We start from the raw sequence: 22,287 nt of genomic DNA on the forward strand, positions 1-22,287 counted from the left end.
TAGGGTTTTGCTCCAGCACTTCGAATACCCATAATTATAAAAGCTGTTCGTTAGACCATTAATTCCAAATGCATATTTAATTACCTCCAAAGGAAAAATAAATTATCTATTCCAATGAAAATCCGGTGGTAACAATGAAAGTTAGAAATGTGGTATCAAATGATCTTCATCACCATATAAAAAGCCTAACTGCTATTTTGGGAAATAGTTCTGATTTTCAAGTAAGAGAAATTACATTAACAAGAATAAATAAAAAAGCGGCTGTTTTATTCATTGATGAGATTGTGGATTCGAATGCTGTTCAGCAATATGTAATAGAACCTTTATTAACATACAACCTGCCGCATTTTACAACGGATGAGGAACTGCTTACTTTTATGGAATCAGCTGTGATCCAATCGAAAAATATTACACGTGTGGAAGAAATATCGCTTGCTACAAATGACTTGCTAGTAGGCAAAACACTCATTATTTTGGAAGGTATCCATACGTTTCTCTCAACCGATACAACCAAATGGAACGTGAGGAGCATTGAAAGCCCGAAGGGTCAACGCGTCGCGAAAGGGCCCGATATCGGCTTCTCAGAAAATAGAAGCACAAACGTCTCTCTTGTCCGAAAAATTATTAAAAATCCAAATGTAAGAATAACGACCAAACAGTATGGAACAAACACCCATACAGATGTATCCGTCATGTATATTGAAAATATCGTGGATAAGAAAATATTGGAGACAATCTATGAACGCTTACAAAAGCTAGAATTGGATGCTGTGCTGGAAGCAAATTACGTTGAGATGGTACTGACAAAGGAATCAAAGTCTTTTTTCCCACTCATGTTGAACACCGATAGACCTGACGTGGTAGCAGGCGAAATGCTGGAAGGAAAAATCGCAATATTTGTAGACGGCTCTCCATATGTCCTAATCGCTCCTGCGGTTCTCATCCAATTTTTCCAAACACCCGAAGATTATTACATTGGGAAAACAGGTCTTATTAATCAGCGCCTTCTCCGCTGTTTTCTCTATTTTATTGCTTTGTATATTCCGGGACTTTATGTAGCGTTTATGACTTATCATGCAAACTTATTGCCAGTCAAATTGCTATTGGGATTTGTATCCCAACGGGAATTGGTGCCTTTTCCAACCTCGTTACAAGTATCCGTTTTGATGATTGTGGTGATTGCTATAAACGAAAGTTCCAATCGATTACAGCAAAATGTTGCCATTACGGTGTCCATTTTCGCGGGAATTGTTTTAGGTCAGTCGACGATTGAATCACAGTTAGTTGAACCAGCCAGCTTGGTGGTGGTTTGTATTACCTACATTTTAGTCAGTGTCGTCCCGATTTACTCAATGCGAATACCGGCAGCAACGATCAGTCTTGTTTTTATTAGTGTGGGTGCTGCACTCGGGTTTTATGGAATCGCGTTAATATCGCTTGTTTTACTGCTTCATTTAAGTTCCTTGCGAAGCTTTGGCGTCCCTTATTTATCTCCTTTTGCTCCACTTGTAACTCATGATTTAAAAGACAGTGCGATTCAATTGTCACAGGAAGAAATGACCAATGATGAGTCTCGTTTTTTGAAGGAAGAAATGGTGGAAGAGACAGATGAAGCGTAAACACACGAAATCAAATATTACCCTTTGTCTAATAATAGGACTGGTTATTGCGAATATCTTCGGAAAATTTGCTCAAGATACAATGTTGGATAAAATTTACATTATTTCTGCCATTGGGATTGATAAAAGTAAGGAAGGCTATGTCACAACTGTTCAAATCTATAATCCAGCCTCCAATAGCAAAGAAGGTTTAGCGGAACAAGGTCAATATACATACAGTGTACAAGGTCGAACAATTCCGGAAGCCATTGACCGTATTCACAATCGATTACCACGGTCTATTTTCTTGGATGATACGGAAGTGGCAATAATCGGGGAATCGTTAGCAAAATCTGAAGGAATTTCTTTTGTTGCTCATTACCTTTTGCGTGAACCCAGTTTTCCTTCCAATATACGGTTTATCATATCAAAGGGCATAAAACCGGAAAAACTACTTCAAATCTTTACGCCTGTTCAAAAAATTTCTGGAAGCAGATTCGAAGAAATGCTGAATCGAAAACGGGAGTCCTGGGGAGACCTCCCGAATATGACCGCGGACAAAGTAGCAGGAATGCTAAAACAGAATCGTACAGAACTAACCATTCCTTATATCACTTTAAAGGGGGATCTTTCAAAGGGACTTACAAAAAGCAATATCGAAAAGGCGACCCCAGATGCGATATTAGAGATAAATGGATTAGCCGTTTTTCAACATCAACGATTATCATACTGGCTATCATCTTCGGAAAGCACCCTCTATGCGTTAACTCGAGGGAAAATACGAGATACCACTTTAGTAACGAAATGCCGTAAACAGGCGGGATTTGTGACATGGAAAGACGTTCAAAGCAAACAAGATATTCGTATACAGGATAAAAAGGGAGAACCATCCTATCTTCTCCAGATGCAAATTAAAGGTAAATTGGAGGATGTGTCGTGCAATATGGACTCTTCTTCAGTCCGAGCGATTGCCCAATTAGAACAAGACGCAGAACATGACCTGCAAAACCAGATTAATCAGCTGATAGCGAAAACACAAAAGAAAAAAACCGATATTGATGGATTTGCAGACATTTTGTATCGAAAACAACCAAATCGATGGAATAAAGTTAAACATAATTGGGATTCTGTCTATTCAACCATACCAATTCGGACAAAAGTGAAGGTTGAAATGATAGATACAGGAGAAATTAAGTCGCAATAAAAGGGATTCTTTGCATGGAAAGGAATTGGGTGGGATCATGGTCAAATTAGCTCCAATCGAAATATTTTCCTTAATGATCAACTTTTTACTTGGAAGTGCTATTGTCGTAGGCTGGAACTTCGAAACGAAACAAGATATTTGGATCACAATCTTGTTGTCGTTAGGCTTTGGGGTGGGGATTTTCTATTTCTACCTCATGCTTCACTCCATCGGAAAATGGGGAAATTTAATCCAACTTTTGGAATTAGGATTTGGACGTTGGATCTCCAAGATACTTGGATTCATTTATTATCTATACTTTATTTACATCGCGGGAAGAGTGTTAAAAGATTTTTCATTTTTCGTCGGTCAAGTGCTTTTTCACAACATCCCTTTTGTGGTTATTTCTTTCACGCTTCTTCTAGTGGTATCGTACAGTTGTTATCTTGGCATCGAAGCTACGGCCAGAAGTTCAGTTATCTTATGTGCCTTTACAGGAGTTTTCATTTTGATTCTGATGTTTTTTGGATACCTGTCTCCTTATTTTGAATTCAACCATTTAACCCCCCTATTCCGGACGAGCTGGAAGCATATATTCTCTTCTGTTTTCCCAACCGGATTGACCGTACCGTACGGGGAGCTCATCGTATTTACGATGTTTTTCCCGTATGCAAACGATAAAAAGGCCTTACGCAAATACGGTTTTATCTCTGTGTGTACAACAGGAGTGCTCCTGCTTCTAGCCGGTGAAATGATACTAGGCTTATTAAATTCTGAAACAGTCACCATGTATGTTTTTCCATTTGTGAAAGCTTTGGAACTCACCAGTGTCTTAGAATTTCTGCCACACATAGAAACGTTTGCAGTCATCCTTAACCTTATCGGTGGTTTTGTTAAAATTTTTATTTTTATGTATGGCGGGGTGATGATTCTTGCCCACATGTTTCCAAAAACAAAACCAAACCGCCGAATTATAGCTGCGGCGATTCTAACCTTTTTAGTCACATTTACATTATCCAAAAACATTATCCAGCACTTATTTATTGGATTGAAAATAGTGCCGTTTTATTTGCACATCCCATTACAATTTATTATCCCATGTATCCTGGTGATTTGTTTGCTCATTAAGAAATATATAGTGAAATCATTATAAGATCAGTCCGCCTCTTGATTTCGGTATTATAGGATGTACCCTCCTATGTTTGTAATTGAAAGGCAACCGATTGAGTCTAGAAAATAGCCTTTGAAATAAACTCACAGCCTATGAAACGAATTTATTAAAACATGTTTTGGGAATCTACTATATAGAAAAACAAAATTACGTTAGGCTATTGAAACATTAAAATCAATTCAAAATGAGAAATATAATAACCCAGAATATTACTATCACCTGGCAATCGCTTACCACACTATTACTAAATTCCCCCATATTTTTTATTAGGAGAATTATAAAATGGCAAATAGGTTAATAAATTTGGAAATTTAAAGGTAATTACTTTTTACAGCTGACTTTCGCTGATTAAAGTATGTTATCCGCCGATTGAAGCATGCTAACCGCTGATTACAGATTGCCATCCGCCGATTGTAATTTAACCAGCCGCCTACAATCAAACGCACAAAAAGAAAAAGCCGCCAACTCGGCAGCTTTCCACTCGTAAAAATTACACTTCCAATCCAAAGTTCCGGCAAAGTGATGCTAATCCACCAGAGAAGCCGCTGCCGACTGCATTGAACTTCCATTCGCCGTTATGACGGTAAAGCTCGCAGATGACCACAGCTGTTTCTACAGAGAAGTCCTCGCCAAGATCGAATCTGAGGATTTCCCGATTCGTTTCTTCATCGACTACTCGAGCAAAGGCATTGCTGACTTGACCAAAATTTTGGTTTCTTGCCTCGGCATCATGAATCGTCACCGTGATCGCTATCCGATGAACATGGGACGGTACCTTACTAAAATCAATCTTAATTTGCTCATCATCACCGTCACCCTCACCCGTGCGGTTGTCGCCGGTATGTTCAACAGAACCCGAGGTATGAACAAGATTATTGTAAAAAATAAAGTCCAGATCTGCTGTCACCCTGCTGTTAGCATCCGTTAAAAAGGCGGAAGCATCAAGGTCAAAATCATGTCCGCCATGATAACGGTTTGTATCCCAGCCAAGACCGATAATGACCTTTGTTAACCCTGGATTCGTTTTCGTTAAATCGATTCTTTGTCCTTTTGATAAGTTAATCCCCAAAAGTATCACCTCATTTTGACAATATTAACAAATTAACTATAAGAACGAACTACTTCGCTTAGGCTGGCTGCATTGGTGCCGCTGCCGATTGCTGCAAACTTCCACTCATTGCCGTGGCGATAAATTTCACCGGTAACAAGACAAGTCAATCCACTGTAATTATCGGATAAATTGTATTTGATTAACTCAGAATTGTTCGTTGGATTTACTACTCTTATGAAAGCATTGCGAATCATGCCAAAATGCTGCTTTCTTTTAACGCAGTCATAAATATTTACAACAAACACAAGCTTTTGAATATTGGATGGTACGCGGCTTAAATCAATCATAATCTGCTCATCGTCGCCATCACCGTCTCCAGTCAGGTTGTCGCCTGAATGTTGAACGCTGCCATCATTGCTTTTCAAATTGCCAAAATAAATGACGTCTTTATTGTTCTGCAGCCTATCATTTTCACCAAGCATGATCACAGATGCATCACAGTCTACATTTGCTTGACCGCCTCCGCCGCCAAACAGGGAACCAAACATTCCTTTGCCTCCGCTGCTTTGCACGGGATCCCAGCCCAATCCTACCATGATTTTAGTTAAACCAGGATTACCCTTTGTTAAATCCACTCGTTGACCTTTTTGTAAATTAATTGCCACAACAATCACCTCATTAAAATTATTTATTGCTGTTTCATTTTCTTAAAATTATCCTGGAGCTGTTCTAGACGCTTTGTCCCTTCTATCCGCATGCGTTTGTTTTCCTCTTCAATTGCCTTTGTTTCCTGCATGCCCTTGATGATGATATTCCAGGATTCTTCAATCGTCTCAATTTTGATGCTCGGTGCGCCAGCAAGCCTAGCAATATCCGTGCTTTGCTGTGAAATGTTTTGCGCATTTTTTAGGAGCATTTCATTGGTGCGGCGGTCAAGCTCACTCATCGAATCAGCGACTAGCTTCTGCCTTTTTGCAGCTACAGCCTGAATTAATCCATTTTTAAAAATCGGAATGGTTGTAACAAAGGCAGAATTAATTTTTCCAATCAACTTCGTATTTCCTCTTTGTAATAGCCTGATTTGCGGTGCTGTTTGCAGCGCTACCATTTTGGCCATTTCTAAATCATAAACACGCTGTTCTAATAGCTCAATAGCATTCCTGAGCGTATCTAGCTGCATTGAAGCAAGTTGATCCCCTGCAGCAGCCCGTGCCTCAAGCTGTGGCAGCTGATTGTTTTTCAGGTCTTCTACCTTTATTTCGCCCGCCACTACGTATTTTTCTAGCGTTAAATAAAATTGATAATTTTGTTCATACATTTGCTCGAGCATATTGGTCGATTCAACCATCTCTTGTCGATATTTAGAAATTTCCACATAAACTTTATCGATTTCCGAGCCCATCGTTTGGTACTTGCCAAATATCTTATCAATCATCTTTTCGCCCTTTTTGAACAGTTTGCCAAAAAGGCCGCCAGACGTTTTTTGAAAGTCCTTTGCATCAAAGCGGTCCATGATTTTGCCCAACTGCTTAAGGAGTTCCCCGGAATCTTCTACCTTTGTCGTGCGCATATTTGCGAGGATTTGATCGGAAAAACGGGATACTTGAATGGCTGGCTCTTTCCCAAACTCTAAAACTTGAATCTGGTCGCGCTCATCAATAGTGCGGGCCAAATTTTGAATTTCAGGTTCTTTACGAAGGGCAAGCTTAATGTCTGATACTTTTGTTTCTGTAAGAACATCTTCAGCACCTGCTGGCGTTAAGCCGCTTGATGGATTTGGCGATAGATTCACTTTTTAATCTCCCCTTAAATTTTTTAAGATTCCTTGGAAAAGACCTTTTTTAAAAAGAGAAGGCTCTTTAAATTCCAAATCGAATACCATGTCTTCTAGCCAGTGTTTATCAAATAAACGATCATCGAGATAATTTTCGATGTCATTATGCCCTGTAGGATTGTAGACTACGATATCAATACCGAACTGATTTAGTAATAGCAGAAGTGCTGCATCGGCCCTTGATAGCATCCCGGTTAATTCATTATTGAAAATAATTAATTTAGGAACATGCTGGGAATAATCAAATTTCTCCAACAGCTGAACCATGTTTTTCGGCATAAACATTGCCTGCGTAAACAGATAAATTTTTACATCTTCCATGGTTTCCTTTGGCAATGGCTTTAAATCTGGTTCCTGACAAATTTCACGTATCGCATTTGCGATTCCTTTTTGTAAACCTGCCGGTAAAAAGGAGTAAGGCCAGTAATGAGCTTGCATCATTTTATCAGGGCTTATCAGGCCGTCCCTGCCAACTGCGTTTCGGTAATGATAGCGAAAATCACTACTACTCGAAATGGCAAAGGGCAACTGGCGAATGAGCAGGCTGTGCTCTAATTGGTCAAGAGCCTGGAGCCGGTCCCAGTACTCTTTTCGATTTCTACTAACTCCAAGGACTTTCGCGAAAATGGACGGTATTTTGACATGTCCATTTTCCACGGTAAAATCCGGACGAATCATTGCTAATTCTTTACTAAGAATATACAGTTCATCATAAGTGGTTTTCAGCGTAATGGATGAAGGAGTGTATTCCCTCAGTTGCCACGGCTTGTATAGACCTGAACCTTCCTGGTTTAGAATGGTTTCAATCTCTTTTGAGGCCCGGTAGGCAACGGTCGTTTTCCGGCTTCGTTTTTCTTTTGGAAACGGCTCTGCAGGCAGTTTATTCGGGTAATGATGGGTGAAAATCGGCTCTTGACACATGTCTGCTAAAATATCCTTGCACTCAGGATGAAAAATCATCATGTCACAGCCAAGCTTTACTAAATAAAATAAAAAATATTGATGGCTCTTTTTAAAATCGCCGTACCATAAAAATTTTGGCATTTCTCTTTGCGGGTCGACATTCTCGAGCAAAGGCTGTAAATGGTTGATTGACCACTTAACTAAATCCACTAAAACTCTTCGTAGTTCATGGTTTTTTAATCCATCTTTTTCATGGCTAGCATACAATTCCAGCGTTGCAATCATTGCTTCTCTTAGTTTCCGGTGAATAACTGGAACTTTAGATTTTAACAATAATTGCTCGCCGTCAAGAAAAGCCGTAAACCGATTGATCGATAGTTTCTGCTCCTGATGAATATTTAACACTTTTTGTATTGCTTGAAAGCGGGCATTATTGATGGATTTATCAAGGGAATCCTCACTTAGCAAATGCATGCTCCATTCGGTAGAATTCACAAAGTCAAAAAGCTGGTTATAGTATTCATCGGTATCAATGGGCACTCCAAAGAACTTGCCCACTATTTGCCCGATCTGGATGGTCCCATTTTCTAATGCATATTCCGGCCGGTCCGGTAACGATTTTCTTATTAACCCCTGCCAATTTTCAAATGAAAGGGCCCCGATTGGTCGGGTAATTAACTGGTTTAATGATGGGTGCATTCATAATCCCTTCCTCTGAAAGCGAAAGATTTTTAAACTTAGCCAAATTATGTAAGGTTTCCCTATCATCATATCACAGTTATAAAAATGGTTCATATCTTTATACGAATGTGTTCGAAAAATGTTTCATATTTAGATATTTTTCCACCTTTTTCACCTTTTTCCTTGTCCCTACATACTATTTGAGTACTCAAACTTAAGTAGGTGACACGAATGAGGTTTTTATATAAGCGACCGAAATTAGAACTAATTGACGATGAATTAAATGACGTCATCAAAGTGATGAGTGCAAGCGCTTTTATTTATCTGGATTTACTTGTTTTTAGTTTCATCTTTACGCTTTTGCTTGCTCCCGTCATGCATTCAATCGGACTATCCATTTTATTCTTTTTTGTGTGCTATAGTTTTTTTTCTGCTCTCTATTATTTAGTTTTCAATCGTTTATTGAGGTAAAACTGCGCAATAAGAACTGTTGGAGAATTTCTTCCCCCGCCAGAACACCACATTTTTCTGTAAAAGTAAAAACAGATTTCATGGACACACGAGCCAATTCGCCGTGTTTTGGAATAAAGCGATTTTGGCAGAGCTCTAAAAAGTCCAGATCAAGATAGGAGTCGCCAGCACCTGCGATTGCAACCATTCCTTCACGTTGACAAATATAATCGAGGGCAGTACCTTTACTTATGGCGTATGGCATAAAGTAAAGCTTTCTCCCTTGCAGGGAAATTCTCCAGCCATATTTTGCGACCCAATCACTTAGTTCACTTTTCTCAAAAGAATCAGGAAGACTATTTAAGATGAAATAGAAAAATAGATTTTCTACCTGCTTTAATTGCCCGTCAAAGCGAAAGCCCTCCCTTTGTAACTTCGCTAACAATTCTTCCGGTGCAGCCGAATCCATCTCTAAAGCTTGTAAAATAGTATCTGCCCATTCTTTTAACGGCTCACCATGATATAAAATATTTGCTCCGTTTGTGGTGATGGCATATTTTAGAGGAATATCCTCGGCAAAAATGGTGAACCGGTTAAACTGTTCTGTTGTTCTCGTTGTTACGGGGACAAATAAACTATGACGGGAAAGCTCCTTTAATGTAAAAAAAGAGGATTCCGTCATATAGGAAACCCAGCTGCCATCCTTTTTCTCGACAGGTTTAAGAAGTGTCCCTTTAGGAATCCCAAGCTCTTCAAGAGCCCTTTTAGAATATACAAGCGTACGGTCAAGATCAGAAGCAAAAATCATTTGTGTTTCTCCTTAACTGATTTGATAAGGCCGCAGCATAAATAATTTAAGTTAGGATATTCAACTACCTCCACACCCTTTTCTTTGGCTAGCATGAGAATGTGTTGCACAAAAGGGCTTGTTGAATCGCGCATTAATATTTTCCATGGGACCCTTCTAAGCAAGACCCGAGTCGTTTCACCAACACCTGGTTTAATATAATTGGTGCTCTCAATCGCAAATTCAGTTTGGATTTTCTTGACGTCCTTCATCCCTAAAAAGCCAGTTTGAATTTCCTCTGTTTTTTTTGGCAAAGAGGCTTCAAACGCTTCTGTAAAGATATTTGTAAATTGTTCAGCTATTAAACTAATAAATTCATTTGAAACATCTTCTGCTAGCAGTTCCTTGTAAAACTTAGCACCATGAAAATCTTCTTTACCAATGTATTTATGGTTTAAAACTGTTCGGCTGACAAGTCCAGATACGGTTGAGTTTAAACAAGCACTTGGAATTAAAAAATCCTCTCTTGTTCCAAAAAGCGTCGTGCAATGGCCTGGGTCTGCCATGACGGCCAGCGTATCATCAAGGGAAACCCCATATTTTCGTTCAAACTCCTGACAAGCTTTAGTCAGTTCAATCGAAATGGCTCCTTTCCCCGTCCACCCATCAACAAACTGAATCATCCGGTCAGGATGCTCCCTGAAAATATATTGAATAGCATTTTCATCAATGCCCCGGTCACGAATAATCGAAATGCTATAGTGCGGCAGTGCCACCTTGTAGCGTAACTTTAAATACCGTTTGATCAAAATTCCAACCGGTGTTCCAGCACGGGCAAGTGAGACAAGCACTGTTCTTTCACCCTTTAACCGGTAAATCTGTTCAGCGACAATGCCGATGCATAACGCTACTTTACGTTTGTACACATGAAGAGTTTCCCAAAATAAATCGACGTATTCTTTTGGCGGTTGGTATTCAATCGGCAGTGATTCGCTATAATGACCGCCTGATTGCATCAACGCTTCCCGGTTAGCCGTGGAATCTTCAAGCCCAACATCACTTAAATCCTTTAATAAAAATAGGATGTCGTCCTCACAATAGGTTCCTATTTTAGCAGGTTTATTTATCGTTTTTTGCATATTCTTCACCTCTTGCATTAGAAAAAAAGACGAACTTTACAGATTTGATTTGTAGTAATTCCAATTCATCCAGGAAAGGCTGAAGACACTCTATTTCTACTTCCCTTTCAAAAAATAAAAATACTTCATCATAATATCCAGGTGGTATATTGTAGACAAAATGAGTGACAGCGTGATCTTCAGGGTTAGGAAAAGTAAGACCATATCTTGCCCCATAACCTTCTAAGTTTTGGATATAAATTGGGCTTCTTGTTGTCGATTGAAAGGAAACACCGCTTCCCATTGCTGCTGATAATTTCATGGGCAGGTACATAAATTCCCCTGTTCCCAAACACAGGGTGGTATTTCCGGTCCTTTTTTCTCTTAAATACTTGACTGCATCGACCATCCTTTGATGCGCGGTCTGGTTTTCAGTGCTATTTAAGCCAAATCGACCTGTTTCTTTTATGAATGAATTGTTACCGTCATTAAGGCTGCTCGATGTAAAATAAGGCGTTAATTGTACCTTCTCAATTAACACTTCCGCTGCTTTATCTTGCTTTGATTCAATTGTTATTTCCTCTAAATCCCTCAGCTGCTGGACTTCCACATTTCCTGAAATAAGGCTGACAACCTTAATCTTGATGCCAAGCTCTTTTTCAAGCTGAGAGAATCGGGTTTTGTTTTGATCTGAGCGCCAATCCAAAATCGATACAACCGTATATTCTTCACGTGGAAATTGGGCTTGAATCGAGCGAATAATATTGATTGCCGTTTTTCCGGTCGTCATTTCATCATCTACAAGAATGATCTCTCTGTTATTTTGGAGCAACTCTTCTGGTATATAGCACCGATGGGAAGTGGCATGTGAGTGTTCTTCCTCAAAAGTGATTCCAGGTTTTTGGTTAATAAACTCTTCTCTCGTGGTATGAAAATAATCGGCATTTTGGAAACAGGCAAAAAATCCATGTCCGAGAGCCGTGGCCGTCTCCGCAAAACCAATTACAATTGGATTAATATTTGCTGGAATAAAGGGTTGAACGTAAAAGCCTTCCCTTTTATGAAAAGAGGAAAGCAGTTGCTCTGTCACCTTGCATTCCTGTCCTTTGATTGATTCTAGAAATCTAGCAGCCAATAGAGCCGCTGTGGTCAGCCCCTTGTTCGCATCAATCGGTATATGTTTACCTAGCACCTTGCTTACAAATAAAAACGAACGCTTTTTGTTAATCCTTGCTGCCATCGTAAAAAGGTCTTCAATTGGTAACTGATAGGGATTTTCGGTGATTTCGATTTCCGTTTTTATGGAATTAAGGATGTGAAACGTATACTTCTTTTTTGATAAGGTCAATGTTGGTGAATTGTTCATGTAACACCCCGTATAGCTGTGATTTAAATAGGATTTTTTTCGCCCAATAATAATGGGGTTTAATTTCATTCATTTTATTAGCAAACTCGCTTTTCATGACGCCAATCTCCCCTGTTGCTGCCTTCACGATATTACTTGCATCAATATATTCCTCATATGAAACCACATTTAGAGCCTGAACAATCTTGATATGGGATGGATGAATGATCGTCTTTCCTGTCAAACCATTTGCGATATCCATAATGGTTTCCCTTATGAGACCATCCAAATTATCGTCCAGCAATCGAGATCTCCATTTAAGCCCCTCCTCCCCATAGCGTTCACGAAATGGCGTTTGTCTAAGCTGTGGCTTCAGCATTCTTTTTTTAGCCGAAAAATATTCCCAAACTGGGCCAGAAACAACATAGGGGCTCTCAAATCGTTGAAAAACATTGATTATATCAGTTATGCAATCTCTTAATACAGTAATATCATAAACCGTTGTATCAGCACTTCTACGAATCCCATATAATCCACAAAAATCAGTAGCACCAATCCGAATATTCAATACAATCTCTTTATATTGGTCGACTTGATGTTTGATCTTTAATAATTCTTCCATTCTTGTTTCCTTTTGAATTACCTTGGCCGTCTCAAGGATAGGCATCGCATAAAAAGGATGCTGCTCGGAGTGAAGCTTTTGTACTTCGGTTAATAATTCTTCCCCGGTTTCAGCAGAAAATTTTGGAAGAACCACTCCAGTTAGGAGGCGGGTGGCATCGCCTAACTGCTCGGTTACCCGCTTGAATTGCTCAAGATTTCGAATCCGAAAAAACATAAGCGGCAAATCCTCAAAGGATAAATAACCTTTCTTCAATTCTCCGAATAATTTCAAAATCTCCTCAACTAGAAACCTTTCGGCCCGATTAACTTCATTGTCGCCAACTGCATCTTCAAGGTCGATGACAAGCGAAGTTAACCCATCATGCTTATTAGAGAGAATTTCTTGATGAATATTTGGACGAAGTGCAGGCATGTAGAGCGTGGCACCTAAACCATAGGATAAAAGCTCACGATTTGAATATTTAGAAAAGCTTTGCGGCTTCAGATAAAAATATTGTTCCATTTCATTACCGTAAAAATATGTAAAGAACCTCATTTTTCAACCTCACTTTAAAGGTAAAAAATAAGGGAGACGGACTCTCGTCGGCTCCCTATATTAAGCAAATATATTATATTATGAATTGTTTTCTTTGCTGCCTTCTTTATTCTTATTCAGGAAGTGGACGATAAATGTCGCTCCAAATGTTAAAAGTAAGATAATAAAAAAGTAAAGTGATTCAATATGGATATCAAATACCCCTAAGAACATCTTAACCGAAATAATCAGAATTAAGATATAAGCAGTTGTTTCGAGTTCTGGAATCCGGTCAATTAAGGTTAGGAATACGCCGGCCACACCACGCATCATTAACACACCCAGCATACCGCCAACTAATAAGACCCATACCTCATTACTTACTCCAAATGCAGCAAGGACGCTATCAACCGAGAAGGCAATATCCATTAATTCAACTGCTGCTACTGTTCCCCAGAAAGTACCAAACAAGCGAATCAATAAACCTTTTTGGTTAATTCCTTCAGCCTCTTCCTCATTGTCACCTTCTCCACCCTTGTATTTATCAATAAAGTACTTAATCGATAACCATGCAAGGTATGCGGCACCAATAACTTTTACCCACCAAAGCTCAATGAGGTAAACCCCGATTCCAATTGCGATAAAACGGAAAGCATAAGCGCCTAATAAACCGTAGAAAAGCGCCTTTTTCCTCTTTTCAGGAGGCAAATGCTTGACCATTACGGCTAAAACTAGAGCGTTATCTGCAGATAGAAGCCCTTCTAAAATAATTAAAGTACCAATAAGTCCCCAGCTGACCGGATCAGTTAAAACCTTTCCCCACATATCTAAATCAAAAAATTGAGCATATGTGTCAATAATTCCCTGTAAAACTGACATTAAAAAAATTCCTCCCAGATAGTAAACAAAATTTTGTAAAAAGACCCAGCCGAGCGCTGGGTCTCTTGTTATCTAATGATTAGCCGACTTGTAAACCGAAATCAGTTGCCAGCGCTGCTAAACCGCCTTGGTAGCCGCTGCCAATTGCACTGAATTTCCACTCTCCGTTGTGGCGATATAATTCACCGACAACAATCGCTGTTTCAATCGAGAAATCTTCACCTAAATCATAACGAATTAGTTCTTCCCCTGTAGCTTCATTGAAAATACGGGCATATGAATTCGAAACCTGTCCGAAGTTTTGATTTCGGCTTGCAGCGTCATGAATTGTAATCGTAAAGGCGATTCGCTGAACATTTGCAGGAATGGCTGTTAAGTTGATTGTGACTTGCTCATCATCGCCATCACCTGCACCCGTGCGGTTATCACCCGTATGTACAACAGCACCATTTGCGCCTTGTGGGTTATTGTAGAAAACAAAGTCTGTTTCATTAGTAACTTTTCCATTTTCCCCTAATAAGAACACAGAGGAGTCTAAGTCAAAATCATTGCCGCCGTCATATTTATTCGTGTCCCATCCAAGTCCAACCACAACGTTTGTAAGTCCTGGATTTGTTTTTGTTAAATCTACTTTTTGACCTTTTGATAAACTTACTGCCATTTTTTCATTCCTCCATTTTAGGTAATAGTCTATTTACGAGTCTGTCATAAAAAAGTTTCATTTATAATATAAAATTTTTTTTTGCCAAAACGCAAATGTGCTCAGATTAACTCATCCATTTCGGCGGTGTATTCTTAGCCCAATAAATAGAGCCTAGATCATGGTGATTTTGAAAGTCATCATGATAGGTATGATAGTGAAAATTAAACCAGTAACCTGCTTGCGGCGGATTATCTCGTCTTACATGGAATCGTAGAATATCTTTTCCATTAAGGTCATTTTTTATATTAAAAATTTTTTCGGAAAGTCCAGTTCCAGGCTGCTCTGTAATCGTCAGATTCTTTAAATCCTCCTCAGGAAATTGGTCCGAAGTTTGATTAATCGCGATTTCAATATTAGGCAAAATAATTTCTCGGAATTCGTCTTCGATCACAGGTTTAATTTTGCTGCCAAACTTTTGGTATGATTGCATTTCCGCTTGTTTTAACAAACTTTGCATAAATTCTTCTCTATTAAACTCGGAATCTTCTATAAATCTGCTCGGCTGCGCGAAACTGATATCGGTAGCCGGTGCCTCGAATGCATCGCGGTCGTTCATGTTCTCAGCATTGACGGCATTCATCAGCTGTGTTGGCGTAACAAGTCCAAATGTTAAAATAGAAACCGTGACAAATAACGATTTACGGAGCCATTTTTTCATATATGTTCACCTAAATTCTATCAATAATTTATAGTTTAAAATTTCCTATAGAAAATATTATACTTCTTTTATCAGAAAAATGGAAAAGAACAGTTTTTGTCCATTGAATAGAAAAAAACTGAAGTCCATCAGTTGAGACCTCAGTTTATTTTTCTATATAACCAAAATGGAATTTAGCATTTGGTCTTTGATGCACTTGAAAGCCGTAACGATCAAAGCGGCTGCTTTTGTAATGGTCTTTTAAGATTATTCGAAATCTTGCCACCCGCAATGCTTCCTCCATCGTGGCTTCTTGTAAATCGTCATAGATAGCAAAATGACCTAAGGGTTGAATCCCAACCGATCCTAAAATACTCTCTTCAAACATCGGATCAAAATAAACACAGTCTACAGAGTTGTCTTCTTGCTCTTTCAAATAACCTAGCGAGGACGAATGAATAACCTTGATTCTTTCCATTGCTTCATTCATTTCCTGAATCCCTGAATCCCAGGTTTGGAGCCCGTCTTGAACGATGTAGGCTAAGAATTTATGCCCCTCTATACCTGTAACGGATCCTTCCTTTCCAACGAGTAAACTAGCCACAATCGAATCGGAGGCAAGTCCAAGCGTGCAATCGATGATGGACATTCCCTTTGATAGCTGCGCTGCCCCGGCAAATGGATCGTGTTCTCCGCGCAAAAGACGCTTAATTCGAAACATGGCTGAGTTAGGATGAAAGAAGAAAGGCTCGGCTTCCCCCTTTTGAAATAATTCCAGCCGCTCTTTCGTGACAACCAGGCAATCACTATCCCATTTTTCTTGTAAAAACTGGACAGACTTCTTTTTTCGCGGAACATAAGCAACATCGAGTAAGGTGGCGATGTTTATTGCTTTTTCATTAAGTTGCTGGGTTGTTCTTCCTGAAGTGGTAACAAACATTTTTTCCCTCGTTTTTTATTTATGATGCTCTGTTAAACGATTTATACACTGTTGATTGGAGTGGAAGGCGCTCGACTCCTGCGGGAGTACGGGGCAGGGGAGACCCCACAGGCGCGTTAGCGCCGAGGAGGCTCCCCAGCACGCCCGCGGAAAGCGAGCGCCTGGAGCGGAAATCAAAATCCAAATTTAACAGAGCCATTTATGAAAAAAAGGACGTCGTATTGACATCCTGATTAGCAGTTGGCTTCAAATGCTGACTTTAGATTCTCCATAATGGCTTCCATTGGCATTCCTTCAATATCATGCCGCGGAATAAAATGAACAACTTTATTGTCTTTTAAAATAGCCATGGATGGTGAAGATGGTTCGATTCCATCGAAATATTCACGCATTTTTGCTGTAGCTTCTTTATCCTGTCCAGCAAATACCGTTACTAAATGGTCAGGTTTTTTATCACTAGTTAAAACGGCTTGAGTTGCCGCCGGGCGCGCTAGGCCAGCTGCACATCCGCAAACAGAGTTCACAACTACTAGTGAAGTACCCCTTACATTTTCCATAAAGTTTTCTACTTCCTCAGCTGTTGGGAGCTCTTCAAAGCCCGCTCTTGTTAGCTCTTGACGCATCGGTAAAACCATTTGTCTCATATATTCTTCATATGCCATCGACATAAATAATCCCTCCATTTAAAAGCTTTGCAGTGTTAGAATACTATATTTTATCAGCCTATTGCAATTTTAATTAACTATCTGATTTTCTTGCTTCCGTCATTTGCTTCCAAACGGACCCCTTTGCTTCCTCGCCGCCTTCAATTCTTTCAATGGCCATTTTTATTTGCATGCTGACTTCAAATTCCTGGTCGTCTTCAGCGGCCTTTAATGCTGGGAGTGCCTTTTCGTCCCCAACCTCGTATAAGAACATCGCAGCCCGCCAGCGCACTAATTTGCTTTGGTCTTTTAGCGCTTTGACCATTTCATTTGCTGCTTCCGGGAATCCTAAGTCTGACAAACAATCTCCAGCTGTTCTCCTAACCGTTACCGTCTTATCTTTTAGGGCTTTATATAAAAGCGGCAGGACGGCAGGGTCTTTGATCATGCCGAGGTATACGGTGGCCAGCCGGCGAATGGATGGTTTCTCATCGGTTAATGCCTTTTCTAATACCGGCAGGTCCTCAAGCTCGGGATCATCCATTTGTTCCAGTAACTGATAGCGGACTTGCCAATCAGGATTTGCGAGCGCTTCTAGTGTTACTTTTTTTCGGCTGAGGATTGGTTTTGCTTTCGATTGAGAATCTTTTTGCTGAGCTCTTTCTACCAGTGCTTCCAGACGTTCGCTTGGGTAAGCGGCAATCAATTCTTCTACAACTTCCTGACCTATTTGGTCGAAATCGCCGTACCGGACTCCTTGGTCAGCCCATTTTCGTAGTAAAATGTAATTTTCGTCCGGGAGCTGTGCTCTTTCTCTTGCTTTTAAAAAGTAGTCGGGCATTCCGAATCTTTTCTCCGTTGTACCATCTGTCAACTTTACTTGGAGTGGAATATCTTTAAACATTTGGACTTCTACTTTTATTTCACCGAAATGCTCATTAATCTGGTTTTCGGTCTGGGCTGATTCAGCAGCCGATTCACCAAAGGCCTGGCGGACCTGCGGCAATAATACCTTCCAATCAAATTTGGAATTTCTTTCAACAGCTAAGAAATCAGCGACATGATAAACACCTTTGATTCCGTTAATTAGCAGGATTGCCTGGATGACAGCAGGTGCATCGGCAGACGTTTCTTTTTTATAATTATGGCTTTTCCCCATTGGTAGTTCTTGATCTAAAATGATTTTCATTGTATTCGGGCTTGGTGTTGGTTCAATTGCCTTAATTTTCAATACTATCACCTAATTCTTTATTGTTTCTTTAACAAGTTTAACACATTGATCTTAGTTCATTCATGGGAGATGCTTTCAAGAAATATGGTTTCGCAGATAAATGATCATCTTTCGCAGATAAACTGTAACTTTCCGCAGATAAATCATCGATTTTCGCAGATAAACTATAAATTTTCGCAGATAAAAATCAATTCAATTAAAAAAAGCACGCCAGAGGCGCACTAATTTATTCATTTTCCGCAACTTCAGATAAATATGACCATCTTTCAATCAAGTATTCGAGCTTTTCGTTCAATTCTGCTTCTTGTTTCATCAAATCTTGTGCTTTTGAAAAATCACTGCCTGTTTTGCCTAATTCTTCAGCTATTTCCTCCAACCTTGCCTCAGTGTTGGAAATAACCTCGTCAATTTCTTCCCACTCTTTTTTCTCCTTAAAGGTCATTCTTTTCCTTTTTTCCTTTTCTGGAGCTTTTGCAGGTTGTTTTGCAACAGGTGCCGTCTTTTGCGCCTCAATCGCCATTTCTTTTTCCAGATATTCCGTGTAATTTCCATAGAAAGGATCGATGACCCCTTCACCGCGCAATACGAGCAGCTGCTCCGCCACTTTATCGAGAAAATATCGGTCATGGGAAACGGTAATTACGACTCCAGGGAATTCCTCCAGATAATCTTCAAGCACGGTTAACGTTTGTGTATCCAAATCATTGGTCGGCTCGTCCAGTAAGAGAACGTTCGGGGCAGTCATCAAAAGTTTCAACAGGTAAAGCCGGCGCTTTTCTCCTCCGGACAGCTTTCGAATCGGCGTTCCATGCGTAAACGGCGGAAACAAGAACCGTTCAAGCATTTGCGCAGCTGAGATCGTCTTTCCGTCTGATGTTTCCACAATCTCGGCGGTTTCCTTAATGTACTCAATCATCCGCTTATTCTCATCCATATCTTCGCTTTCTTGTGTATAATAAGCGATTTTAACTGTCTGACCCATGATGAATTCACCTTCATCAAGCGGGATCCGCTGGGCGAGAATATTTAAAAGTGTTGATTTTCCTGCCCCATTCCTGCCGATAATCCCAATTCGGTCTCCAGGCTTCACTAATAAATCAAAATGATTCAAGATTGTTTTTTCCGCATACCTCTTCGATGCATCCTTAAGCTCAAATACCTGCTTCCCAAGCCTGCTGCCATTTAACGAGATATCCAGCTTCTCACCTGAAGGCTTCCCAGAAGCAACCTTTTCATCAAGTTCCTCAAAACGTTGAATCCGGGCCTTTTGCTTGGTAGTTCGAGCCTTCGCGCCTCGTCTAATCCATTCCAGCTCTCTTCTGAACAGATTTTTCCTTTTTTCAAAGGTCGCGGCTTCATTTTCTTCACGTATCGCTTTGGCCTCTAAAAAGGCAGCATAATTTCCTTTGTAACTGTATAGATTTCCGCCATCAAGCTCAAACATTCGATTCGCAACACGATCTAAAAAGTAACGATCATGCGTGACTAACAAAATAGAACCACTATATCTGCTTAAGTAATCTTCCAGCCATTTAACAGAATCAAAATCGAGATGGTTAGTCGGCTCATCAAGGATTAGTAAATCAGGTTCAGCAATCAATACCTGCGCTAATGCGACCCGTTTTTTCTGACCGCCGGAAAGCTCTCCGATTTTTTTCGTAAAATCCTCAATTCCTAATTTCATTAAAATGGATTTAGCATTTGTACTGGCATCCCAGGCATTTAACGCATCCATTTGCTTTTGTAATTGAAAAAGCTCTTCTTGGGCTTTGGTATCGTTTGGAAATTGAGTGAGTTTCAAAAGCATTTTTTCGTATTCTCGCATCAACTTTAAGATAGGTGCATCTCCGTGAAAGACCTGTTCAAGCACGGTCTTATCCGCATCCAACTCGGGCTGCTGGTCTAAATACGCAATAGAATAATCCTTTGCGGAAATGATTTTTCCTTCATCAGCAACGTCCACGCCTGCAATGATTTTTAATAAAGACGATTTGCCTGTCCCATTTATCCCGATTAAGCCTACTCGTTCCTTTTCACTAATCGTGAAGGAGATATTGTTAAAGAGCTGTTTCTCCCCATATGTCTTTGACACATTTTCTACCGTTAGCATTTTCATGATTCTTGCCCATCCCATTCTTGGTAAAATTGATCTAAAAATAAGACCATCGTTTTATGACGGCTCTCTGCCATTTTTTTAGCAGTTTCTGTATTTAATAAATCCTTTAATTTTAATAGTTTTTCATAGAAATGATGAATGCTGGTTGACTTACCTTTACGATATTCTTCCAAACCCATTTCTTCTCTTACATTAATATTTGGATTGTAAATAGGTTGTCCCTTTTTTCCCCCGTATGCAAACGCCCTTGCAATGCCAATGGCCCCAATGGCATCTAACCGATCAGCATCTTGGACAATTTTGGCTTCGACCGTTTCTAGAATTGTGTTTCTGCCGCCTTTATAAGAAATCGATTCGATTATTTGCATGATATGAATTTTGTCCGCATCCGTTAATGAGACAGATTGTAAAAAGGATTCAAGTTTTTGCTTACCCTTTTCCGCACTTTCATTTAATTTTTCATCTGGAATGTCATGGAGAAGCGCCGCCATTTCAATAATAAACGGATCACCGGTTTTTTCTTCCTTGCATATATGTAAAGCATTACGGCGGACGCGGTCGACATGGAACCAGTCATGGCCCGTTGCATCCTCACCTAATTCATTTCGAACAAATTCTTCTGTTTGTATTATCATAAAAAGCACCTGCCTTCACCCTAGCTATTTTATCATGAAAAACAAACAAAAAATAACCCCGAATGCTCGAGGTTATTTTTTGTTTGCTTGGCGTCCGCTTTTTTTCTGGCTTTGTGAACTTGTGTTTCCAATGTTAAATTCACTGCCTAATTCTATATCATTCCGGTTATCCTGCTTTTCAATCTGTGCTCTTGTTTGATTGGCATTTTGCCTTCCTTGCTTACTAATGACAAATCCCCCCTTAACTTTGACTTGCTAGCAATTTTAGTATGCTCTATAGGGGGAAAATTATTTCATGGCATTATGCCAGCTGATTCCAAGGGTATTCTCACCCGCGTGGACGCCGATAACGGCACCCAATGGACAGCAAATGACACTTAGTTGTGGAAATTGTGCTTGTAACTCTGCCTTCCAATCTTCCGCATGCTCTTCGTGCAGGCCATACAGAATATATACTTCTTTAACTTGGTTCTTTTCGCAGGCAAGCTTAAAATAATCAAGGATTTTTTCTTTTGCTTTTTTCTCGCTTCTTACCTTTTCTTTTACATTTAGGGCACCGTCTTCAATCGCAATGATCGGCTTAACGTTTAACAAACTTCCCAGGAAAAATTGGACACCCGTCATCCTGCCGCCGCGATGCAGCTGTTCTAGGCTGCCAACCAACACATAGGTCTCATTCGTATCCCTAATCTGTCCCAATTCCTCTATGACGTCTTCAAGACTGCTTCCCGCTTCAAGCAGTTCCATCCCTTTTTTAAGTAAAGCTGTCATGGGGTAGGTGAGAATCTTCGAATCAAAGGTTGTTACTGGTATATTTACCAGTTTCGCTGCTTGCTCACTAGAGGAAACCGTGCCACTTAGTTTACCAGAGAGCAACACACTTATGATTTGGTCATAATCCTTCTCAAGCCGTTCATACAAAGCTTGGAAAGCCCCTACTGAAGGTTGTGAAGTGGTGGGAGGATTTTTTATCTGCTTTAATCTCTCAAATAATTGTGTCGGTGATAGGTCAATCCCATCCGCAAATTCCTCCCCATCTAGAACAATTGATAAAGGAATGGTATACACATCTGGATGATTTTTTAATTCTTCATCTAAATAAGCTGTACTATCCGTTACCCATGCTGTTCTGACCAAATCGATCTCCCCCTTATTTAGTATCAGGTCATAATATCTAGTTGAAAATATCGTACCTTGAAAATTGAATATTGTAAATAATTTACCTCAAAAAATAAAACCGGCT

21 protein-coding genes are annotated in these 22,287 nt (G+C 39.8%); 4 read left to right on the forward strand and 17 right to left on the reverse strand.

The features are described 5' to 3' along the window. Positions 1-134: 134 nt before the first annotated feature. The 3 genes from ABES02_RS22235 to ABES02_RS22245 are packed head-to-tail and all read left to right on the forward strand — an operon-like array spanning position 135 to position 3,934. A complete protein-coding gene (locus ABES02_RS22235) occupies positions 135-1,619 on the forward strand; it encodes a spore germination protein (RefSeq protein WP_430139708.1) in 1,485 nt (494 codons plus the stop codon). Beyond that, positions 1,609-2,802, forward strand: a complete 1,194-nt coding sequence (locus tag ABES02_RS22240) for a Ger(x)C family spore germination protein (protein ID WP_430139710.1) — start codon at positions 1,609-1,611, stop codon at positions 2,800-2,802. Before ABES02_RS22235 ends, ABES02_RS22240 begins: the two co-directional genes overlap by 11 nt. 37 nt (positions 2,803-2,839) lie before the next feature. Further along, positions 2,840-3,934 carry a GerAB/ArcD/ProY family transporter gene (locus tag ABES02_RS22245; protein ID WP_430139712.1) on the forward strand — a complete coding sequence of 365 codons (1,095 nt, stop codon included), beginning with the start codon at positions 2,840-2,842 and terminating at the stop codon, positions 3,932-3,934. Positions 3,935-4,442: 508 nt separating this feature from the next. Here the strand turns inward: ABES02_RS22245 and ABES02_RS22250 are convergent. From ABES02_RS22250 to ABES02_RS22265, 4 genes are read right to left on the reverse strand one after another with little or no spacing between them, the layout of a single operon-like run. After that, the gene (locus ABES02_RS22250; protein WP_430139714.1) at positions 4,443-5,021 is read right to left on the reverse strand and encodes a TerD family protein; all 579 of its coding nucleotides are present in this window, start codon (positions 5,019-5,021) and stop codon (positions 4,443-4,445) included. A 32-nt stretch (positions 5,022-5,053) separates the two neighbouring features. Next, positions 5,054-5,668, reverse strand: coding sequence for a TerD family protein (locus ABES02_RS22255; protein ID WP_430139716.1), 615 nt, complete (start codon positions 5,666-5,668; stop codon positions 5,054-5,056). A gap of 23 nt (positions 5,669-5,691) precedes the next feature. Continuing rightward, on the reverse strand, positions 5,692-6,795 hold the full coding sequence (locus ABES02_RS22260; RefSeq protein ID WP_430139718.1) for a toxic anion resistance protein: 1,104 nt from the start codon (positions 6,793-6,795) through the stop codon (positions 5,692-5,694). A gap of 3 nt (positions 6,796-6,798) precedes the next feature. Beyond that, positions 6,799-8,439 (reverse strand): YceG family protein, encoded by a 1,641-nt coding sequence (locus tag ABES02_RS22265; RefSeq protein ID WP_430139720.1) that lies wholly within the window; start codon positions 8,437-8,439, stop codon positions 6,799-6,801. A 213-nt stretch (positions 8,440-8,652) separates the two neighbouring features. Here ABES02_RS22265 and ABES02_RS22270 point away from each other — a divergent pair, with 213 nt between their 5' ends. Next, on the forward strand, positions 8,653-8,892 hold the full coding sequence (locus ABES02_RS22270) for a hypothetical protein (RefSeq protein ID WP_430139722.1): 240 nt from the start codon (positions 8,653-8,655) through the stop codon (positions 8,890-8,892). On the opposite strand, the gene ABES02_RS22275 is transcribed toward ABES02_RS22270, so the two are convergent. From ABES02_RS22275 to ABES02_RS22335, 13 genes are all read right to left on the reverse strand, one after another. Next, on the reverse strand, positions 8,873-9,679 hold the full coding sequence (locus ABES02_RS22275) for an HAD family hydrolase (protein WP_430139724.1): 807 nt from the start codon (positions 9,677-9,679) through the stop codon (positions 8,873-8,875). The genes ABES02_RS22270 and ABES02_RS22275 overlap by 20 nt on opposite strands. Continuing rightward, positions 9,676-10,797, reverse strand: coding sequence for a cysteine protease StiP family protein (locus ABES02_RS22280; protein ID WP_430139726.1), 1,122 nt, complete (start codon positions 10,795-10,797; stop codon positions 9,676-9,678). Before ABES02_RS22280 ends, ABES02_RS22275 begins: the two co-directional genes overlap by 4 nt. Beyond that, complete coding sequence (locus ABES02_RS22285) at positions 10,778-12,142, reverse strand: phosphoribosyltransferase family protein (RefSeq protein ID WP_430139728.1); 1,365 nt, start codon at positions 12,140-12,142, stop codon at positions 10,778-10,780. The genes ABES02_RS22280 and ABES02_RS22285 overlap by 20 nt, the downstream gene beginning before the upstream one ends. Then, positions 12,084-13,280: an HpcH/HpaI aldolase/citrate lyase family protein gene (locus tag ABES02_RS22290; protein WP_430139730.1), complete on the reverse strand. Its 1,197-nt coding sequence runs from the start codon at positions 13,278-13,280 to the stop codon at positions 12,084-12,086. The genes ABES02_RS22285 and ABES02_RS22290 overlap by 59 nt, the downstream gene beginning before the upstream one ends. 78 nt (positions 13,281-13,358) lie before the next feature. Continuing rightward, the gene (locus tag ABES02_RS22295) at positions 13,359-14,138 is read right to left on the reverse strand and encodes a TerC family protein (RefSeq protein WP_430139732.1); all 780 of its coding nucleotides are present in this window, start codon (positions 14,136-14,138) and stop codon (positions 13,359-13,361) included. Positions 14,139-14,217: 79 nt separating this feature from the next. After that, positions 14,218-14,799, reverse strand: coding sequence for a TerD family protein (locus tag ABES02_RS22300; RefSeq protein ID WP_223593342.1), 582 nt, complete (start codon positions 14,797-14,799; stop codon positions 14,218-14,220). A gap of 106 nt (positions 14,800-14,905) precedes the next feature. Further along, positions 14,906-15,499, reverse strand: a complete 594-nt coding sequence (locus ABES02_RS22305) for a YpjP family protein (RefSeq protein WP_430139734.1) — start codon at positions 15,497-15,499, stop codon at positions 14,906-14,908. Between the two features lie 145 nt (positions 15,500-15,644). Continuing rightward, positions 15,645-16,418, reverse strand: coding sequence for a class I SAM-dependent methyltransferase (locus ABES02_RS22310; protein WP_430139736.1), 774 nt, complete (start codon positions 16,416-16,418; stop codon positions 15,645-15,647). Between the two features lie 233 nt (positions 16,419-16,651). After that, positions 16,652-17,086, reverse strand: coding sequence for a BrxA/BrxB family bacilliredoxin (locus ABES02_RS22315; RefSeq protein ID WP_430139738.1), 435 nt, complete (start codon positions 17,084-17,086; stop codon positions 16,652-16,654). 70 nt (positions 17,087-17,156) lie between these two features. Continuing rightward, on the reverse strand, positions 17,157-18,293 hold the full coding sequence (locus ABES02_RS22320) for a conserved virulence factor C family protein (protein WP_430139740.1): 1,137 nt from the start codon (positions 18,291-18,293) through the stop codon (positions 17,157-17,159). A gap of 226 nt (positions 18,294-18,519) precedes the next feature. Continuing rightward, positions 18,520-20,409 carry an ABC-F family ATP-binding cassette domain-containing protein gene (locus ABES02_RS22325; RefSeq protein ID WP_430139742.1) on the reverse strand — a complete coding sequence of 630 codons (1,890 nt, stop codon included), beginning with the start codon at positions 20,407-20,409 and terminating at the stop codon, positions 18,520-18,522. Beyond that, complete coding sequence (locus ABES02_RS22330) at positions 20,406-21,044, reverse strand: HD domain-containing protein (RefSeq protein WP_430139744.1); 639 nt, start codon at positions 21,042-21,044, stop codon at positions 20,406-20,408. The genes ABES02_RS22325 and ABES02_RS22330 overlap by 4 nt, the downstream gene beginning before the upstream one ends. A 288-nt stretch (positions 21,045-21,332) precedes the next feature. Beyond that, positions 21,333-22,181, reverse strand: coding sequence for a DegV family protein (locus tag ABES02_RS22335; protein WP_430139745.1), 849 nt, complete (start codon positions 22,179-22,181; stop codon positions 21,333-21,335). Positions 22,182-22,287: the final 106 nt, after the last annotated feature.

It is taken from the genome of Neobacillus pocheonensis, from assembly GCF_050477905.1.
Taxonomy (GTDB): Bacteria; Bacillota; Bacilli; order Bacillales; family Cytobacillaceae; genus Neobacillus; species Neobacillus pocheonensis_A.